At 66.3% G+C, this 15,078-nt stretch carries 18 protein-coding genes; 11 read left to right on the top strand and 7 right to left on the bottom strand.

Annotated elements, in window-relative coordinates:
* The first annotated feature begins 42 nt into the window (after positions 1–42).
* Both IPP28_12990 and IPP28_12985 read left to right on the top strand, forming a co-directional pair.
* The gene (locus tag IPP28_12990) at positions 43–942 is read left to right on the top strand and encodes a PhzF family phenazine biosynthesis protein (GenBank protein MBL0041930.1); all 900 of its coding nucleotides are present in this window, start codon (positions 43–45) and stop codon (positions 940–942) included.
* A 164-nt stretch (positions 943–1,106) separates the two neighbouring features.
* Entirely contained in the window at positions 1,107–1,373 is a 267-nt protein-coding gene (locus IPP28_12985; protein MBL0041929.1) for a helix-hairpin-helix domain-containing protein, read from the top strand.
* A 77-nt stretch (positions 1,374–1,450) separates the two neighbouring features.
* Here the strand turns inward: IPP28_12985 and IPP28_12980 are convergent, their stop codons facing one another.
* The 3 genes from IPP28_12980 to IPP28_12970 form a co-directional block, all read right to left on the bottom strand.
* On the bottom strand, positions 1,451–1,861 hold the full coding sequence (locus tag IPP28_12980; GenBank protein ID MBL0041928.1) for a type II toxin-antitoxin system VapC family toxin: 411 nt from the start codon (positions 1,859–1,861) through the stop codon (positions 1,451–1,453).
* A 3-nt stretch (positions 1,862–1,864) separates the two neighbouring features.
* Positions 1,865–2,101 (bottom strand): AbrB/MazE/SpoVT family DNA-binding domain-containing protein, encoded by a 237-nt coding sequence (locus IPP28_12975; GenBank protein MBL0041927.1) that lies wholly within the window; start codon positions 2,099–2,101, stop codon positions 1,865–1,867.
* 74 nt (positions 2,102–2,175) lie between these two features.
* Positions 2,176–3,180: a LysR family transcriptional regulator gene (locus IPP28_12970; GenBank protein ID MBL0041926.1), complete on the bottom strand. Its 1,005-nt coding sequence runs from the start codon at positions 3,178–3,180 to the stop codon at positions 2,176–2,178.
* Between the two features lie 148 nt (positions 3,181–3,328).
* Between IPP28_12970 and cobA the strand changes: the two genes are divergently transcribed.
* On the top strand, positions 3,329–4,807 hold the full coding sequence (cobA, locus tag IPP28_12965) for a uroporphyrinogen-III C-methyltransferase (GenBank protein MBL0041925.1): 1,479 nt from the start codon (positions 3,329–3,331) through the stop codon (positions 4,805–4,807).
* A 33-nt stretch (positions 4,808–4,840) separates the two neighbouring features.
* On the top strand, positions 4,841–5,800 hold the full coding sequence (cysK, locus tag IPP28_12960; protein ID MBL0041924.1) for a cysteine synthase A: 960 nt from the start codon (positions 4,841–4,843) through the stop codon (positions 5,798–5,800).
* Between the two features lie 4 nt (positions 5,801–5,804).
* Here cysK and tyrA read toward each other — a convergent pair whose 3' ends face one another.
* From tyrA to IPP28_12940, 4 genes are all read right to left on the bottom strand, one after another.
* Positions 5,805–6,929: a bifunctional chorismate mutase/prephenate dehydrogenase gene (tyrA, locus tag IPP28_12955; GenBank protein ID MBL0041923.1), complete on the bottom strand. Its 1,125-nt coding sequence runs from the start codon at positions 6,927–6,929 to the stop codon at positions 5,805–5,807.
* Positions 6,926–9,475: a DNA mismatch repair protein MutS gene (mutS, locus tag IPP28_12950; GenBank protein ID MBL0041922.1), complete on the bottom strand. Its 2,550-nt coding sequence runs from the start codon at positions 9,473–9,475 to the stop codon at positions 6,926–6,928. Before mutS ends, tyrA begins: the two co-directional genes overlap by 4 nt.
* 89 nt (positions 9,476–9,564) lie before the next feature.
* On the bottom strand, positions 9,565–9,954 hold the full coding sequence (locus tag IPP28_12945; protein ID MBL0041921.1) for a phosphopantetheine adenylyltransferase: 390 nt from the start codon (positions 9,952–9,954) through the stop codon (positions 9,565–9,567).
* A 4-nt stretch (positions 9,955–9,958) separates the two neighbouring features.
* On the bottom strand, positions 9,959–10,375 hold the full coding sequence (locus IPP28_12940; protein MBL0041920.1) for a hypothetical protein: 417 nt from the start codon (positions 10,373–10,375) through the stop codon (positions 9,959–9,961).
* A 131-nt stretch (positions 10,376–10,506) separates the two neighbouring features.
* On the opposite strand from IPP28_12940, the gene IPP28_12935 reads away from it, so the two are divergent.
* The 7 genes from IPP28_12935 (at position 10,507) to IPP28_12905 (ending at position 15,077) form a co-directional block, all read left to right on the top strand.
* Positions 10,507–11,310 carry a helix-turn-helix transcriptional regulator gene (locus IPP28_12935; protein ID MBL0041919.1) on the top strand — a complete coding sequence of 268 codons (804 nt, stop codon included), beginning with the start codon at positions 10,507–10,509 and terminating at the stop codon, positions 11,308–11,310.
* A 69-nt stretch (positions 11,311–11,379) separates the two neighbouring features.
* Complete coding sequence (locus tag IPP28_12930; GenBank protein ID MBL0041918.1) at positions 11,380–12,108, top strand: DsbC family protein; 729 nt, start codon at positions 11,380–11,382, stop codon at positions 12,106–12,108.
* A 31-nt stretch (positions 12,109–12,139) separates the two neighbouring features.
* Positions 12,140–12,652, top strand: coding sequence for a CinA family protein (locus IPP28_12925; GenBank protein ID MBL0041917.1), 513 nt, complete (start codon positions 12,140–12,142; stop codon positions 12,650–12,652).
* Between the two features lie 58 nt (positions 12,653–12,710).
* Positions 12,711–12,965 (top strand): type II toxin-antitoxin system Phd/YefM family antitoxin, encoded by a 255-nt coding sequence (locus IPP28_12920; GenBank protein MBL0041916.1) that lies wholly within the window; start codon positions 12,711–12,713, stop codon positions 12,963–12,965.
* On the top strand, positions 12,956–13,363 hold the full coding sequence (locus IPP28_12915) for a type II toxin-antitoxin system VapC family toxin (GenBank protein MBL0041915.1): 408 nt from the start codon (positions 12,956–12,958) through the stop codon (positions 13,361–13,363). The genes IPP28_12920 and IPP28_12915 overlap by 10 nt, the downstream gene beginning before the upstream one ends.
* Positions 13,364–13,519: 156 nt before the next feature.
* On the top strand, positions 13,520–14,557 hold the full coding sequence (recA, locus tag IPP28_12910; protein ID MBL0041914.1) for a recombinase RecA: 1,038 nt from the start codon (positions 13,520–13,522) through the stop codon (positions 14,555–14,557).
* A gap of 58 nt (positions 14,558–14,615) precedes the next feature.
* A complete protein-coding gene (locus IPP28_12905) occupies positions 14,616–15,077 on the top strand; it encodes a regulatory protein RecX (GenBank protein MBL0041913.1) in 462 nt (153 codons plus the stop codon).
* Position 15,078 lies beyond the last annotated feature (1 nt).

Genomic DNA, 15,078 nt, shown 5'->3' with positions numbered 1-15,078 from the left:
AAACACGCGAGCATGCCGACCGACCTGAATCCGGAGTCCGCCATGCCGCGTCGTTATGTCACTGCCGATGTGTTCACCGACATGCCGTTCGGCGGCAATCCGCTGGCCGTCGTGCTGGATGCGGAGGGATTGACCGACGCGCAGATGCAGGCAATCACGCGCGAGTTCGGTTATTCGGAATCGACCTTCGTGTTGCCGCCGCGTGATCCGGCCAACACGGCGCGCGTGCGCATCTTCACGCCGACGCGCGAGGTGCCGTTCGCGGGACATCCGAATGTCGGCACGGCGGTGGTGCTGGCGCGCGAATGGGCACGATTGGGTCGGGCACTGCCGGATCAGTTCCTGTTCGAGGAAGGCGCGGGCCTGGTGCCCGTGGCTTTGCAGCAGCGCGACGGCGTGGTCGTTGCGGCCGAGTTGCGTGCACCGGAGCGACTGGCCGTTGGTGCGATGGTGGCGATGCAGGATGCCGCGGAATGTCTCGGGCTCTCGCCCAGCGACCTACGCGTCGACGATCACGCACCGTGCATCGCATCGGTCGGCTTGCCGTTCCTGATCGTCGAACTCGCGTCGCGCGAGGCGCTGCGCCGCGCGCGTGGCGATCGATCGGTACATGCCCGCGTGCTTCGTCCGATCGGCATCGATGGTGTCTACGCTTATGTTCGCGGCGAGCACGAAGGCGACTGGCATGTACGCATGTTCGCGCCGCTCGACGACATGCCCGAAGACCCCGCCACCGGCAGCGCCACCGCGGCGATGATCGCCTTGCGCACCGCGTTGCCGGGTGCAGGCGAGGGCGAATGCACGTGGCGCATCCATCAGGGCGAAGACATGGGTCGCCCGAGCCGATTGTTCGGTCGCACCATGCGAGAAGCGGGCGAGGTCACCCGCGTGCATGTCGGTGGCGGTGCCGTGGTGATGATGGACGGCCTGTTGCACCTCTGACGAGACAGCACGCGGGCTTCGGAAAATTCGCAGGCTCGCGCGCGTCACTTGCGCAGCGCCGCTTCCGAAGCGCGCCGAGGCGGCGTGGTGCTCCGATGCCGAGAATGGTTCCTGTCCGGTGAGCACACCGGCGCCCATTCCCAACCCGCAAAGGAACCTACGCCATGAACTTCATCAAGTCGCTTGTCCTCGGTCTCACGCTGTCGCTGGCTTCGCTCGCCGCCTTCGCCGCCCAGATCAACCTCAACACCGCCAGTGCGGCGCAACTGGAAACGCTGAACGGCATCGGCGCCGCCAAGGCCGAAGCCATCGTCGACTATCGCAAGGAACACGGCGCCTTCAAGTCGGTCGACGAACTCGCCAACGTCAAGGGCGTCGGCCCGAAAACGGTCGAAAAGAACCGCGACCAGATGACCGTCGCCGCGAAGTGATCGGGACATCCCCAGGCATCACCCGAACGCCCGCCTTACGCGGGCGTTTGGTTGCGTATGCGTAGATCATCATGGATTCAGCGCAGCCAGTTTTCGCAGGCCAGCCCTGGCACACGGCGGAATTCACGCAGGTTGTCGGTGACCAGTATCAGATTGCGACTGATGGCCTGGGCGGAGATCAGCAAGTCCATCGGCCCGATGGTCTGACCCGCGGCCTCCAGCTTTGCTCGAATACGAGCGTAGGCATCGGCGGCATCATGATCGAAGTACAGAGGGGTCATGCTGGCGATCAGTTCCTTCAGCGTTGCCTGCCGCGACAACGCATTGGGGCCGCCTTTCGCGACACCAGTCAACAATTCGGAGAGGACGATCGCCGACAGATGCATGCGCTGAGGTGCGAGGCCAGCCAGCTTGTTCAGTAATGGCCGGGACGTCTGGTTGATGATGGCAATGAGAATATTGCTGTCGAGCAGATACTCCGCCGCCATGATTCAGTCCCACTTCGGTGTTGGCTCAAGCTTCCCTTGGTCGGGACGTACCCAATCCTGAAAATCACCCCCTTTGGCCCGTGCCGCAGCGAACATGTCAGCCGCAGAACGGAACTTCGGGCGAAGCACGAGTTCGTCGCCACGCTGGAAGATTTCTACCTCGGTCGCGTCGATGCGATAACGCGCGGGAATGCGCACTGCCTGCGAGTTGCCGAGCACGAACAGTTTTGCGGTGGCCATGGGGCGCTCCATCGATCTTGATCGGAAGCATATCCGTTCGCGGATATCCGAGCATGAACGATACGACCGAAGGTTCAGATCTGGAACTCGCCGACCGGTGCCGGTTTCGACAGATCCTCGCGTTGCGTCCAGGTTCGCGGCGCGAGGTGCAAGGGCTCGCCGTCGGTCAGGGCGCGGCGCAGGTCGCGCAGGTCGATCTCGGGAATCAGGGTGCGGATCAGGGCTTCGGTGTAGTCGCGCAGCACGCGGTCCTTGCGGATCAGCAGCCAGGTCGTGCAGGTCGGGAACAGTCCGCGGGCGGGCAGGGCGACGAGGTCGCCGTCGCTGCCATCGACCGCCATCTCGGCAAGGATGCCGACGCCAAGGCCGGTGCGTACGTAAGTCTTGATCAGGTCGGCGTCACGTGCGGTGACGCTGATGTCGGGCGCGAGCCCGGCGTCCTGGAAAGCGCGGCGCAGCGACGAATCGGCGGCGCGGCTCGATTCGTAGCTGATCAGCGGATGCGCGGCGATGTCGGCGAGGGTGAGTTCGCGTTCGAGGGTGGTCAGTGGGTGGCCGCGAGGCACCAGCACGACGCGATCCCAGCGGTAGATCGGCAGGGTCAGGTCGGCCTGCGGCGGCGTTCCCGAACTGCTGACGATGGCGATGTCGGCCTCGCCCTTCTCGTGCCGTGCCACGGTCTCGGCGTCGCCGCCCGGCGCCACATGCAAGGCGACTTGCGGGAAGCGCTGCTTCAAGGCCGCGAGCGGTCGCGGCAAGACGTAGCGCGCCTGGGTGTGCGTCGTGGCGATCAGCAATTCGCCATCGGCATCGCGACGCAGATTGGCGGCCACCGCACGGATGTTGGCGGCCTCGGCCAGGATGATGCGAGCGTGTTTCAGCACTTTCTCGCCGGCCGGCGTGATCGCCTCGACGCTGCGGGCACGCCGCGTGAACAGCTGAAAGCCGAGTTCGTCCTCCAGCAGCTTGAGCTGCTTCGACAGCCCCGGCTGGGTCGCGTGGACCTTGGTGGCGGCCTGGGTGATGTTGAGATTGGCGTCGGCGATGGCGACGATGAAGCGCAGTTGCGTAAGCGTCATAAAATATCTCGCTATCGCGATAAAGGGATGAATTTAAGCTAGCGGTGATGGCTGGAGTTGTAAAGCCAGTGCGGCTTATGCTCCCACGATATAAGTCCAGTCCTTTGCGCCATTTCCGGTTTTCGACGCGGACGCCTAGGTTGAGGGCATGCTTCCGAACCGTTCCGAACTGCCTGTCGCGCATCGCCTGTATCCGCTGTTCGCGGACCTGCGGGGACGGCGTGTGCTCGTGATCGGGGCCGGCAGTGTCGCGGCGCGCAAGATCGCGGCCTTGCGCGATACCGGTGCCGAGATCGTCGTGGTCGCGAAAGTCGTCGCCGCCGAGGTGGCAGCGCTGGCCGACCAGGGCGATGTGTCGTTGCAGGTCGGCGCGTTTGACGACGCGCAGCTCGACGGCGCTTGGCTGGTCGTCGCCGCGACCAATGATGCGGCCACCAACGCGCGCATTGCCGCAGCGGCGGAAGCGCGCCGGATCTTCGCGAATGTCGTCGATGACGTCGCGCTATCCGCCGTGCAGTTGCCGGCGGTGGTGCAGCGCGGGCGATTGCAGGTGGCGATTTCCTCGGCGGGTGCGGCGCCGATGCTGGCCCGGCACGTGCGGGCGCAGGTCGAGATGGCGTTGGACGATTCGCTCGGCACCCTGGTCGAACTGTTCGAGCGCCATCGCGACACGATCCGTGCGCGCTGGCCCGATCTGCCGCAGCGCCGGCGCTGGTTCGAGCGCGTGCTGGCCGGCGTCGTGCCGCGACTGGTGCGGGCGCAGCAGGTCCGCGCTGCGGACATCGCGTTGCGCGATGCAATCGGAGAGGTTGATGCCGTCGATGCGCAGGGTTCGGTCGTGCTGGTCGGTGCCGGGCCGGGCGATGCCGGATTGCTGACCCTGCGTGCACTGAGGGCCCTGAACGAGGCCGACGTGATCTTGCACGACCAGCTGGTCAGCGCCGACGTGCTGGCGCTGGCGCGACGCGATGCGACATTCATCGATGTCGGCAAGCAGGCCGGACATCATCGCGTCGCGCAGGACGGCATCCATGAATTGATGATCGCGCATGCGCACCGCGGAGCGCGTGTCGTGCGCCTCAAGGGCGGCGACCCGTTCGTGTTCGGTCGCGGGGGTGAAGAACTGGAAGCGCTGCAGGCGGCCGGCATCCGCTTCGAGGTGGTGCCCGGCATCACTGCGGCCAATGCCTGTGCCGCTTACGCCGGGATCCCGTTGACGCATCGCGACCGCGCCCAGTCGGTACGACTGGTGACGGCGCACTGCGAACAGTCCGCGGATCGACTGGACTGGGCCGGCCTGGCCCAGGACCGTCAGACCCTGGCGTTCTACATGGGTGTGGCCGGGCTCGAACGGATTCGCGACCGCTTGATCGCGCACGGTCGGGCGGCATCGACGCCATTCGCCATCATCGAAAACGGCAGTCGTCCGGAACAACGCGTGATCACCGGCACACTCGATGCACTGCCCGAAATCGCCCGCGACCACGGCGTGCGGACCCCGGCGCTGCTGATCCTGGGGGAAGTGGCCGCGCTCGCGACCCGATTGCACTGGTTCGGTGCGGCACCGGTCGATGGCTGCGGTCCACGCCGCGATGGTGCCGCCGCGTCGCTGCCTCTCGCCGCTTGAATCCACGTCTTTCCGCCTCGCAGGAGCATCCACATGGCCATCTTCCATTCCATCCTCGACACCATCGGCAACACCCCGGTCGTGAAATTGCACCGGATCGCGCCGAAGCACGTCGATCTCTACGTCAAGGTCGAGGCCTTCAATCCGGCCGGCTCGGTCAAGGACCGGCTGGCGCTCGCGATCGTGCTCGACGCCGAGCAGCGTGGCCAGTTGAAGCCCGGCGATACCATCGTCGAAGCGACCTCGGGCAATACCGGCGTCGCACTCGCGGCGGTGGCTGCTGCGCGTGGCTACAAGTTCGTTGCGGTGATGACGGAAACCTTCTCGATCGAGCGCCGCAAACTGATTCGCGCCTATGGCGGCAAGGTGATCCTCACGCCGGCGGCCGAACGCGGCAGCGGCATGGTTCGTCGTGCCGAAGAACTCGCGAAGAAGCATGGCTGGTTCCTCGCGCGCCAATTCGAGAATCCGGCCAATCCGGCCTGGCACCGCAGCACCACCGCGGCCGAGATCCTGCGCGATTTCGCCGGACGCCGGCTCGACCATTTCGTCAGCGGCTGGGGCACCGGCGGCACCCTCACCGGGGTCGGCGAAGTGCTGAAGCTCGCCCGTCCGGAGACGCGCATCACTGCGACCGAACCGGCCGGTGCATCGTTGTTGTCAGGCAACGCCTGGGCGCCGCACAAGATCCAGGGCTGGACGCCCGACTTCGTGCCGGCCGTGCTCAATCGCACGATCGCCGATGAGATCGTGCCGGTCGACGATCTGCTGGCGCGCGATACCGCACGCCGGCTGGCGGTCGAGGAAGGCATCTTCGTGGGTCTGTCGTCAGGCGGCACGCTGGCCGCGGCCTTGAAAGTCGCAGAGAGCGCGACGCCGGGCGCGACCATCCTGGCGATGTTGCCGGACACTGGTGAACGTTATCTGTCGACGATCCTGTTCGAGGGCGTCAACGACGGTTCGGACGACGAGTGGTTGGCCGGGTTGGGGTAATCAGTCAACCGGCTTTGCCCCCCTGGGCGTCATGCATCTTGCGCAGCAGGTCGGCACTTTCGGTGAGCAGTTTCGGGGCGAGGTCGCCGAAGTAGGCCTGCACGGCGCGGAAGCGCGCGACCAGGCCTTCGCGATCGTCGCCGCGCACCAGTGCGAGCAGTTCATCGAGCGCATGCCGGTAGTCCGAGATCAGGTCGGGCAGGTGATCGGCCTGCAGCATGATGTCGGCGTAGAGCATCGGGCTTTGCGCGAACAGTCGGCCGACCATCGCGAGTTCAAGGCGATAGATCGGCGAACTGAGGCGCAGCAGGCGTTCCAGGTCGGCGGGCTGGCGTGACAGGAACACGCCGTAGGCAATCGTCGTGAAGTGACGCATCGCCTGGATCATCTGCATCGACTGATCGTGCGCGGCCGGCGATTCCTCGCGCAGCAGGCCACCCCAGGCTTCAAGCTGGCGCAGCAGCCAGTCGTAGCGTGAAGACTCGCGACCGTGGCAGACGACGATGACCTGCTTGACCAGACTCTTCACGTCCGGGCCGAACATCGGATGCAGGCCGACCACGGGCCCAGCATGCGCCGACAGCATCGCGTCCAGCGGCATCTGCTTGACCGAAGTGATGTCGCAGAGCAGGCAGTGTTCGGGCAGCTTCGGCAATGCGGCAATGACTTGCGCGGTGCGGTCGATCGGTACCGACACCATCACCAAGCCGGCATCGACGACCGCATCCGGAAGATCGTCGAGGTTGTCGACATCGATCACGCGCACGGGATAACCCGAGCGTTCGAACAGGCCCGCCATCAATCGGCCCATGGCGCCGCGACCGCCGAGAATGACGACGGGTTGCCTGATGTCGCCGACCGCGGGCAGAGCGGTTTCCTGCGAGGCATAGGAGCCGCGCATGACCCGGCGCAACACGTCTTCGACCATGTCCGGATCGGCACCTGCGGCTTGCGCCTGTTCGCGGCGCGCGTTCAGCAATTCCGATTCGCGTTCCGGCACGTACAGCGCCAGCCCGCGTTCGCGCTTGAAGGCGCCGATCGCGGCGGTGACGCGGCTGCGCTCGACCAGCAAGTCGACCAGTTGCCGGTCCAGCGTGTCGATCTGCTGGCGGAGGTCGTCGATGCTCATGCGCGTGCTCCCAGCAGGGACTTCAATCGATACAGTGCTTCCAGCGCCTCGCGCGGGCTCAACGCATCCGGGTCGAGGGCGCGCAGTGCGTCGAGCGCGGGCGGCGTGGCGTCGAACAGGCCGAATTGCCGCGGCATGTCGGCGCCATTCGCCGCTGTGGGCGTTGCCGCCGATTCGAGCGGACGCGATTCCAGCGCCAGCAGGCGTGCACGCGCGGCGGCAATGACCGGCTTCGGCACGCCGGCCAAGGCCGCGACCTGAAGGCCAAAGCTGCGATTCGCCGGGCCGTCCTTGACCGCATGCAGGAACACCAGCGAGTCGCCGTGCTCGACGGCATCCAGATGAACATTCGCGACGCCGTCGATCTCGCTCGCGAGCGCGGTCAGCTCGAAGTAATGCGTCGCGAACAAGGTGTAGGCGCGGTTCGTCGCTGCGAGATGCACCGCACAGGCATAGGCCAGCGCGAGGCCGTCGTAGGTGCTGGTGCCGCGTCCGACCTCGTCCATCAGCACCAGGCTGTGCTCGGTCGCGTTGTGCAGGATGTTCGCGGTCTCGCTCATTTCGACCATGAAGGTCGATTGCCCGGCCGCGAGGTCGTCGCCGGCGCCGATGCGGGTGAAGATGCGGTCGATCGGCCCGATCCGGGCGGCATCGGCCGGGACGAAACTGCCGATGTGCGCGAGCAGGACGATCAGCGCGGCCTGGCGCATGTAGGTGCTCTTGCCGCCCATGTTCGGGCCGGTGATGACCAGCATGCGCCGTGATGGATCGAGCTGCAGGCCGTTCGGTTCGAACGGATCGCTGCGCACCGCTTCGACCACCGGATGACGGCCGCGTTCGATGGTGATGCCGGATTCATCGACCAGTTCCGGCATCGTCCAGTTCAGCGCTTCGGCGCGCTCGGCGAGTGCGCTCAGCACGTCGATCTCGCTGAATGCGGCGGCGGCATCGCGCAGTGCTTCAAGGCACGCGTTCAAGGCATCGAGCAGCTGTTCGTACAGCGCCTTTTCGCGCATCAGCGCGCGTTCTTTCGCCGACAGCACCTTGTCCTCGAAGGTCTTCAGCTCTTCGGTGATGTAGCGCTCGGCGCCCTTGATGGTCTGACGGCGTGTGTAGTGCGTCGGCGCGCGGTCGGCGTGGGCGTGGCTGATCTCGATGTAATAGCCATGCACGCGGTTGTAGCCGACTTTCAGCGTCGCGATGCCGCTGGCCGCGCGTTCGCGCGCTTCGAGGTCGATCAGGAACTGGTCGGCATTCGTCGACAGCATCCGCAACTCGTCGAGTTCGGCGTCGAAGCCGTCGCGCAGCACGCCGCCGTCGCGCAGCAGCACCGGTGGCTGCTCCAGGATCGCGCGGGCCAGCAAGTTGGCGCTGTCATCGTGACGACCGAGTTGCGCAGCGAGTTCGTGCAGGCGCGGACTATCGATCGCCGTGAGCCGCTGCTGCAGATCGGGTGCGAGCCGCAACGCATCGCGCAGTGTCGACAGGTCGCGCGGTCGTGCCGAACGCAGCGCGACGCGGGTGAGGATGCGTTCGATGTCGCCGATGCCGCGCAAGAGCTCGCGCAACGCACCCGGCGCGCCGGCATCGATCAGGGCCGCGATCGCCTGATGGCGCAACTTCAAGACGGTTGCGGTGCGCAGCGGGCGATGCAGCCAGCGTCGCAGCAGGCGTCCGCCCATCGGCGTGACGCTGGTATCGATGACCGAGAACAGGGTGGCACCGCCGCGCCCGCTGGTCTGCGCATCGAGTTCGAGATTGCGGCGCGTCGCGGCATCCATCGCGATGGTGTCGTCGCTGGATTCGACCGCGAGGCGAGTGAGGTGCGGCAACGCGGCCCGTTGCGTGTCCTTCAGGTAAGCGAGCAGCGCACCGGCCGCGCCGACCGCGAGCTTCAGGTCGGCGCAGCCGAAGCCGCGCAGGTCGCGGGTGCCGAAGAATTCGCAGAGTGCGCGTTCCGCCGATGCGTGTTCGTAATGCCAGGGCGGACGCCGACGCGTGCCGGTCATCGCGACCACGGCTTCGGGCCAGCGCGCGTTTTCGTCCAACAGCGTCTCGGCCGGATTCAAGCGCGCCAGCTCCGCCAACAACGCGGCGTCGCCGTCGATCTCGCACAAGGTGAAACGACCGCCGGCGACATCGACGCAGGCCAAGCCGAAACGGTCGCCGCCACGCGTGATCGACACCAGCAGGTTGTCGCGGCGCTCCTCGAGCAGGGCTTCGTCGGTCAGCGTGCCCGGGGTGATCACGCGCACGACCTTGCGTTCGACCAGGCCCTTGCTCGCGGCCGGGTCACCGATCTGTTCGCAGATCGCCGCCGATTCGCCGAGTTTGACCAGCTTGGCGAGATAGCCTTCCACCGCGTGATAGGGCACGCCGGCCATCGGGATCGGCTGGCCGGCGGACTGGCCGCGTTGCGTCAGCGTCACGTCGAGCAGGCGCGCCGCCTTGCGGGCATCGTCGTAGAACAACTCATAAAAGTCGCCCATCCGGAAGAACACCAGCGTGTCCGGAAACTCCGCCTTGGCGCGGAAGAACTGGCGCATCAGCGGGGTGTGCTGGGAATAGTCGTCGGACACGTGGAATGCAGCGCTGGCAACGGGGCCGCGCAGTGTAGCGGCCCCGGTGCGTGTGATCAGCCGGGTGCTTGTCCCATGCGCAGGCACCACCCGAGGGCGGGGAGGATGAGCAGGATCAGGCCGATGTCGATCTGGACGGCGCGCAACAGCGCCGGGTTCAGTGCGGGTAGGGTGGTCGCCAGTCCGAGGAAGGCGCTCAGGCTGATCACTGCGCCGCAAAGCGCTGGAACGCGCCAGGCCGGCAGGAACAGGCCGATCACCAGCGGCAGTCCGACCAGTGCGAACAGCACGGCGCGATGGCGCATCAGCATCAACGTGGATGGATCGGTCAGGTCGACGCCGTAGAGGCGTTGCAAGGCCTCGGCGCCGGCCAGTCCGCTGATCGGCGCGAGGTGGATGATGGCTGCAACCAGCAGCACGAGTTGGACGCAGCGTTCGGCGATCATGGCGTCAGGCTGCAACGGGATGGGCAGAACGGCTGGCGGAGCGGCGCAGGCCGAACCACTGAAGTACCGCGAAGGTCGCCGTCGCGACGACATGCGTGGTGAGATAGGCCTGGCCGAGGGCATTCGGTGCAGCGCCGTAGCCGAAGATCAGCAGCAGGGCGGCGTCGGCCCAGAGCAGATTTCCGACGACAATGGCGATCACGCCAGCGCTCGCGAGTTGCGTGCGTCCGGCGAGTGACCACAGCAACGCCGCGTAAGGCAGGCAGATCAGGCCGACGACGAGCAGCAGGTTCGGCGACAACGCGAAACGTTCGCCGAGGAAGCCGGGCGCCGCGCACAGCAGCAGGCCGGAAGCGAGGCTGATGCCGGCATCGAGACGCAGGGCAAGGCGCAGCAGGGACGAGGGTTGGATCGTGGACATCGCGGTGCTCCGGGTTGGGGTTCCAGGCCACGATGCCGGAGCTGCGGCGGCGAATCGATTACCTGGCGGGTAATGGTGCTGCCGTCCATGCGGCGCTGGGATTAGCATCGATTCTTGCCATGGAGCTTCCGATGACTGCACGCGCCTCTGCTTTCGGCGATCAAATCCGCGACTGGCGTCAGCGTCGGCGCTTGAGTCAACTCGAACTCGCGGGCGATGCGCGCATTTCGACCCGGCATCTGAGTTTCATCGAGACCGGGCGTTCGCGGCCGAGCCGCGGCATGCTGCTGCACCTGGCGGAATTGCTTGACGTGCCCTTGCGCGAGCGCAATGCCTTGTTGCTCGCGGCGGGGTTTTCGCCGGCCTTTCCCGCGCATGCGCTGGACGCGGGCGCGCTGGCGTCGGCGATGGCGGCGGTGGAACTGGTGTTGAACGCCCACGGTGCGTTTCCGGCGATTGCCGTGGATCGCCACTGGAACCTGCTGCGCGCGAATTCGGCCGCACGGCGGCTGATGCATCGCGTCGCACCTTCGCTGCTGGCGCCGCCGGCGAACGTCCTTCGGATGACCTTGCACCCGCAGGGCCTTGCGCCGCTGATCCTGAATCTGGCGCAATTGCGGGAACACTTGTTGTCGCGATTGTTGCGGCAGGCACGCACCACCGGCGACCTGCAGCTGCAGGCGCTTTACGACGAATTGCTGCAACTGCCCGCGGGCGATGCGACGGGCGCGCACCTGACCACGCCCGATCCCGATGTCGTCGTGCCGATGCGGATTCAGACCCCCTATGGCGTGCTGTCGGTGTTCAGCACGATCACGGTGTTCGGCACGCCGGTCGATGTGACCTTGTCGGAACTCGCGGTCGAAGCCTTCTTTCCGGCCGACGAGTCATCGCGCGCGTTGCTGGAGCAGTTGGCGGCGGCTGACCCGGGCTGAACGGGAACTCGCGGCGAGATCCCCGGTCGCACGCTCGCCTCGATCGGCAGGCGATGGATGGAGCGGGCCATGAAGCAGTGGATGGTGATGGCAGCGGTGTTCGCGGCAAGCGCCGCGCAGGCCGACGAGGCGGCGGTGCGCGCGGCCGTGCAGCAACTCGTTGCCGGTGCGACGATCGAATCGGTCCGGCCCGCCGCGATGAAGGACGTGTTCGAAGTGGTCGTGAACGGCGACGTGCTGTACGCCAGCGCCGATGGCGCGCATCTGCTGCAGGGGCGCTTGTACGACGCGAAGCTGCGTGCCGACCTGACCGCCGCGACCGAGAACGGCCTGCGCCGCGAGCTGCTGGCGAAGGTCGGCGACGATCGGCGGATCCGTTTCGCCGCGGCCGATGAAAAGCATCGCATCACCATCTTCACCGACGTCGACTGTGGCTACTGCCGCAAGCTGCATCAGCAAATGTCCGCGATCAATGCCGCCGGCATCACCGTCGATTACCTGATGTTTCCGCGTGCCGGGCAACCTTCGGCCTCCTTCGACAAGGCCGCCTTCGTCTGGTGTGCAGTCGACCAGCAGGACGCACTGACGGCGAGCATGCTGAACGGCGAACTCACGGCGGACCAGCGCAAGACCTGCGCGCATCCGGTCGCGGAAACGATGCAACTCGGGCAACGGGTCGCCAAGCTCGGCACGCCGACCATCATCGCCAGCGACGGTTCGGTGCTGGGCGGCTATCTGGAACCGGCGCAGCTGTCGCAGCGTCTGGCCGCGGTGCAGGAAGCGCCATCGCGGCCGTGATCGCCGCGAGCACGGCTGGCATACTGCGCGGATGAACACGACCGCCAATCTTGCCGATTCCGAACTGCACGCGCAGGCTGCCCGTTTTGGCACGCGCCTGCTCGAAGCCCGACTGAAACTCGCCACCGCCGAGTCCTGCACCGGCGGCTGGGTGGCCAAGGTGGTCACCGAAGTGCCTGGCAGTTCGGCCTGGTTCGACTGCGCATTCGTGGCCTACAGCTACGATGCCAAGGAAGCCATGCTCGGCGTGCCGCGGCAGACGCTGGAGCAGCACGGCGCAGTCAGTCGTGAAACGGTGATCGAAATGGTGCGCGGTGCGCTCTCGCGCTCGCGTGCCGACATGGCGGTCGCGATCACCGGCATCGCCGGCCCGACCGGTGGAACGAAAGACAAACCCGTCGGCACGGTCTGGATCGCCTGGGGCTTCGGCCACCATCGTCCGGTCGCCGAGATCTTCCACTTCGCCGGCGACCGCGACGCCATTCGCCGCGCCACCGTTGCCGAAGTCTTCGCCGGGCTGGAGCGGTTGCTGGCGGGAAGATAGGCGGTCTGAAACGGGTGCACATATTGCGTAAAGTGCGTATTGATCGCATGATGCGACCATGACCACCGTGACCGCCACCGAACTCGCACGACGTACCCGTGAAATCCTCGATCAGGTGTTGAGCGAGGGCGAGACCATCGTGGTCGAGCGGAATGCACGCCCGATCGCCGAACTGGTACCTGCGCCACGTCGGATGACGGCGCGTCAGGCGCTGGCCGGTCTGCAGTCAATGGTGTCAGTGGACGATGCAAAGCGCTGGCTCGACGACAGCCGCGACGAATTCGGCAACGATGTGCGTGATCCGTGGGCGTGATCTTCGACAGTTGCATCTGGATTGCGCTCGGCGCTGGCGAGTTATCGCACGAGACGGTGATCTCGACGTGCGGCGACGCGCCGGTGTACGCGTCGGCGGTGTCGCTGGGTGAGCTGCGATTCGGTGTCGAGTCCTGCGTCGATCCGGGTGAGCGTGCGCGGCGCGGTGCCTACCTGCGCCAGGTCGAACGGCGACCGGTGGTCGCGGTGACGCGGCACACTGCATCGGCCTTTGGCGTACTCGCGGCCACGGTTCGCCGAGCCGGCCGCTCGCCACGCCCGCGCTACAACGATCTCTGGATCGCCGCCCAGGCCATCGAGCACGGCTACGCCCTGTTCACGCTCAACGAGCAGGACTTCGCCGGACTGCCCGGACTGCAGTTGCTGCGTCCGCGTTGACGATTCCGAAATCTCGCAGGCTCGGGCCCGCTCGTCACCGAAGCGGCACATCGGCCTGTGGGATACTTTGCCGGTCACCGGACGACGTCTCGCGTTCTGAGAATGCGCGCTGTCAGGCTGCGTCCATCCCTTCATCACTGATCCGAGGACATCCCCATGGATGACAACAAGAAGCGCGCCCTGACTTCCGCTTTGGCGCAGATCGACAAGCAGTTCGGCCGGGGCACGGTCATGCGCATGGGTGACCGTCAGGCCGACGTGATCGAGGCGGTCTCGACCGGCTCGCTCGGCCTCGACATCGCGCTCGGCATCGGCGGCCTGCCGCGCGGCCGCATCGTCGAAATCTATGGCCCGGAATCGTCCGGTAAGACCACCTTGACTCTGCAGGTCATCGCCAGCGCGCAGCGTGCCGGCGGCACCGCGGCCTTTGTCGACGCCGAACACGCGCTCGATCCGAGCTATGCCGCGAAGCTGGGCGTCAATGTCGACGACCTGCTGGTGTCGCAGCCGGATACCGGTGAACAGGCGCTGGAGATCGTCGACATGCTGGTGCGTTCGAACGCGGTCGACATCGTGGTCATCGACTCGGTGGCCGCCCTCACGCCGAAAGCCGAAATCGAAGGCGAGATGGGTGATTCGCATGTCGGCCTGCAGGCGCGCCTGATGAGCCAGGCCCTGCGCAAGCTGACCGCGAACATCAAGAAGTCGAACTGCCTGGTGATCTTCATCAACCAGATCCGCATGAAGATCGGCGTGATGTTCGGCAGCCCGGAAACCACCACCGGCGGCAACGCGCTGAAGTTCTACGCCTCGGTGCGCCTCGACATCCGCCGCATCGGTGCAGTCAAGCGCGGCGAGGAAGTGATCGGTTCGGAAACCCGCGTCAAGGTCGTCAAGAACAAGGTGGCGCCGCCGTTCCGGCAGGCCGAGTTCGAGATCCTCTACGGCGAAGGCACCTCGCGCGAGGGCGAAATCATCGAGATGGGCGTCGCCAACAACCTGATCGACAAGTCCGGCGCCTGGTATTCGTACAGCGGCGAGCGCATCGGCCAGGGCAAGGACAATGTCCGCCTGTTCCTGAAGGAACATCCGGCCATGACCGACGACATCGAGGCCAAGTTGCGCGCCAAGATGATCACGGTCGCGGTGCCGGTCGGCCGCGGTGCCGATGCCGAAGAAACCGAAGAAGCCTGAGTCCGGGTGTCCCGAGATCGCCCCGGCGGATGGCCGGGGCGCGCTGATCAGGTGAGCCATGCGCAAGGAAAAACCGCCGCTCCCGCCCCGCGAACGCGCGCTCGGTCTGTTGTCGCGGCGCGAGCACTCCGCGCGTGAACTGAAGCGCAAGTTGCAGCAGAAGGGCGTGGCCGCCGAGGAAGCCGGCGATGTCGTCGGCGAGATGGGCGACCGCAACTATCAGAGCGATGCCCGCTTCGCCGAATCGCTGGTGCGCAGGCGTGCGCTGGATGGCTACGGGCCGCTGCGCATCCGCGCCGAACTGGCGTCGCATGGCATCGTCCGAGAAGCTGCGACCGCGGCGATCGCGACTGCGGAAGTGGCATGGACGGTCATCGCCAGACGGGTGTTTTCGGCCAAGTTCCGCGACACCGAGGCAGCCGATCACAAGGAGCGCCAGAAGCGTGCGGCATGGCTGGCCGCGCGCGGCTTCGACGGTGCAACGGTGCGTGCCGTCACCCGCGCCGAGGTCGATGATTGAG

The organism is Lysobacterales bacterium (assembly GCA_016721845.1).
Classification (GTDB): domain Bacteria; phylum Pseudomonadota; class Gammaproteobacteria; order Xanthomonadales; family Ahniellaceae; genus JADKHK01.
Note: the sequence above shows the minus strand (reverse complement) of the source record. Positions and strands in the feature narration are given on the sequence as shown.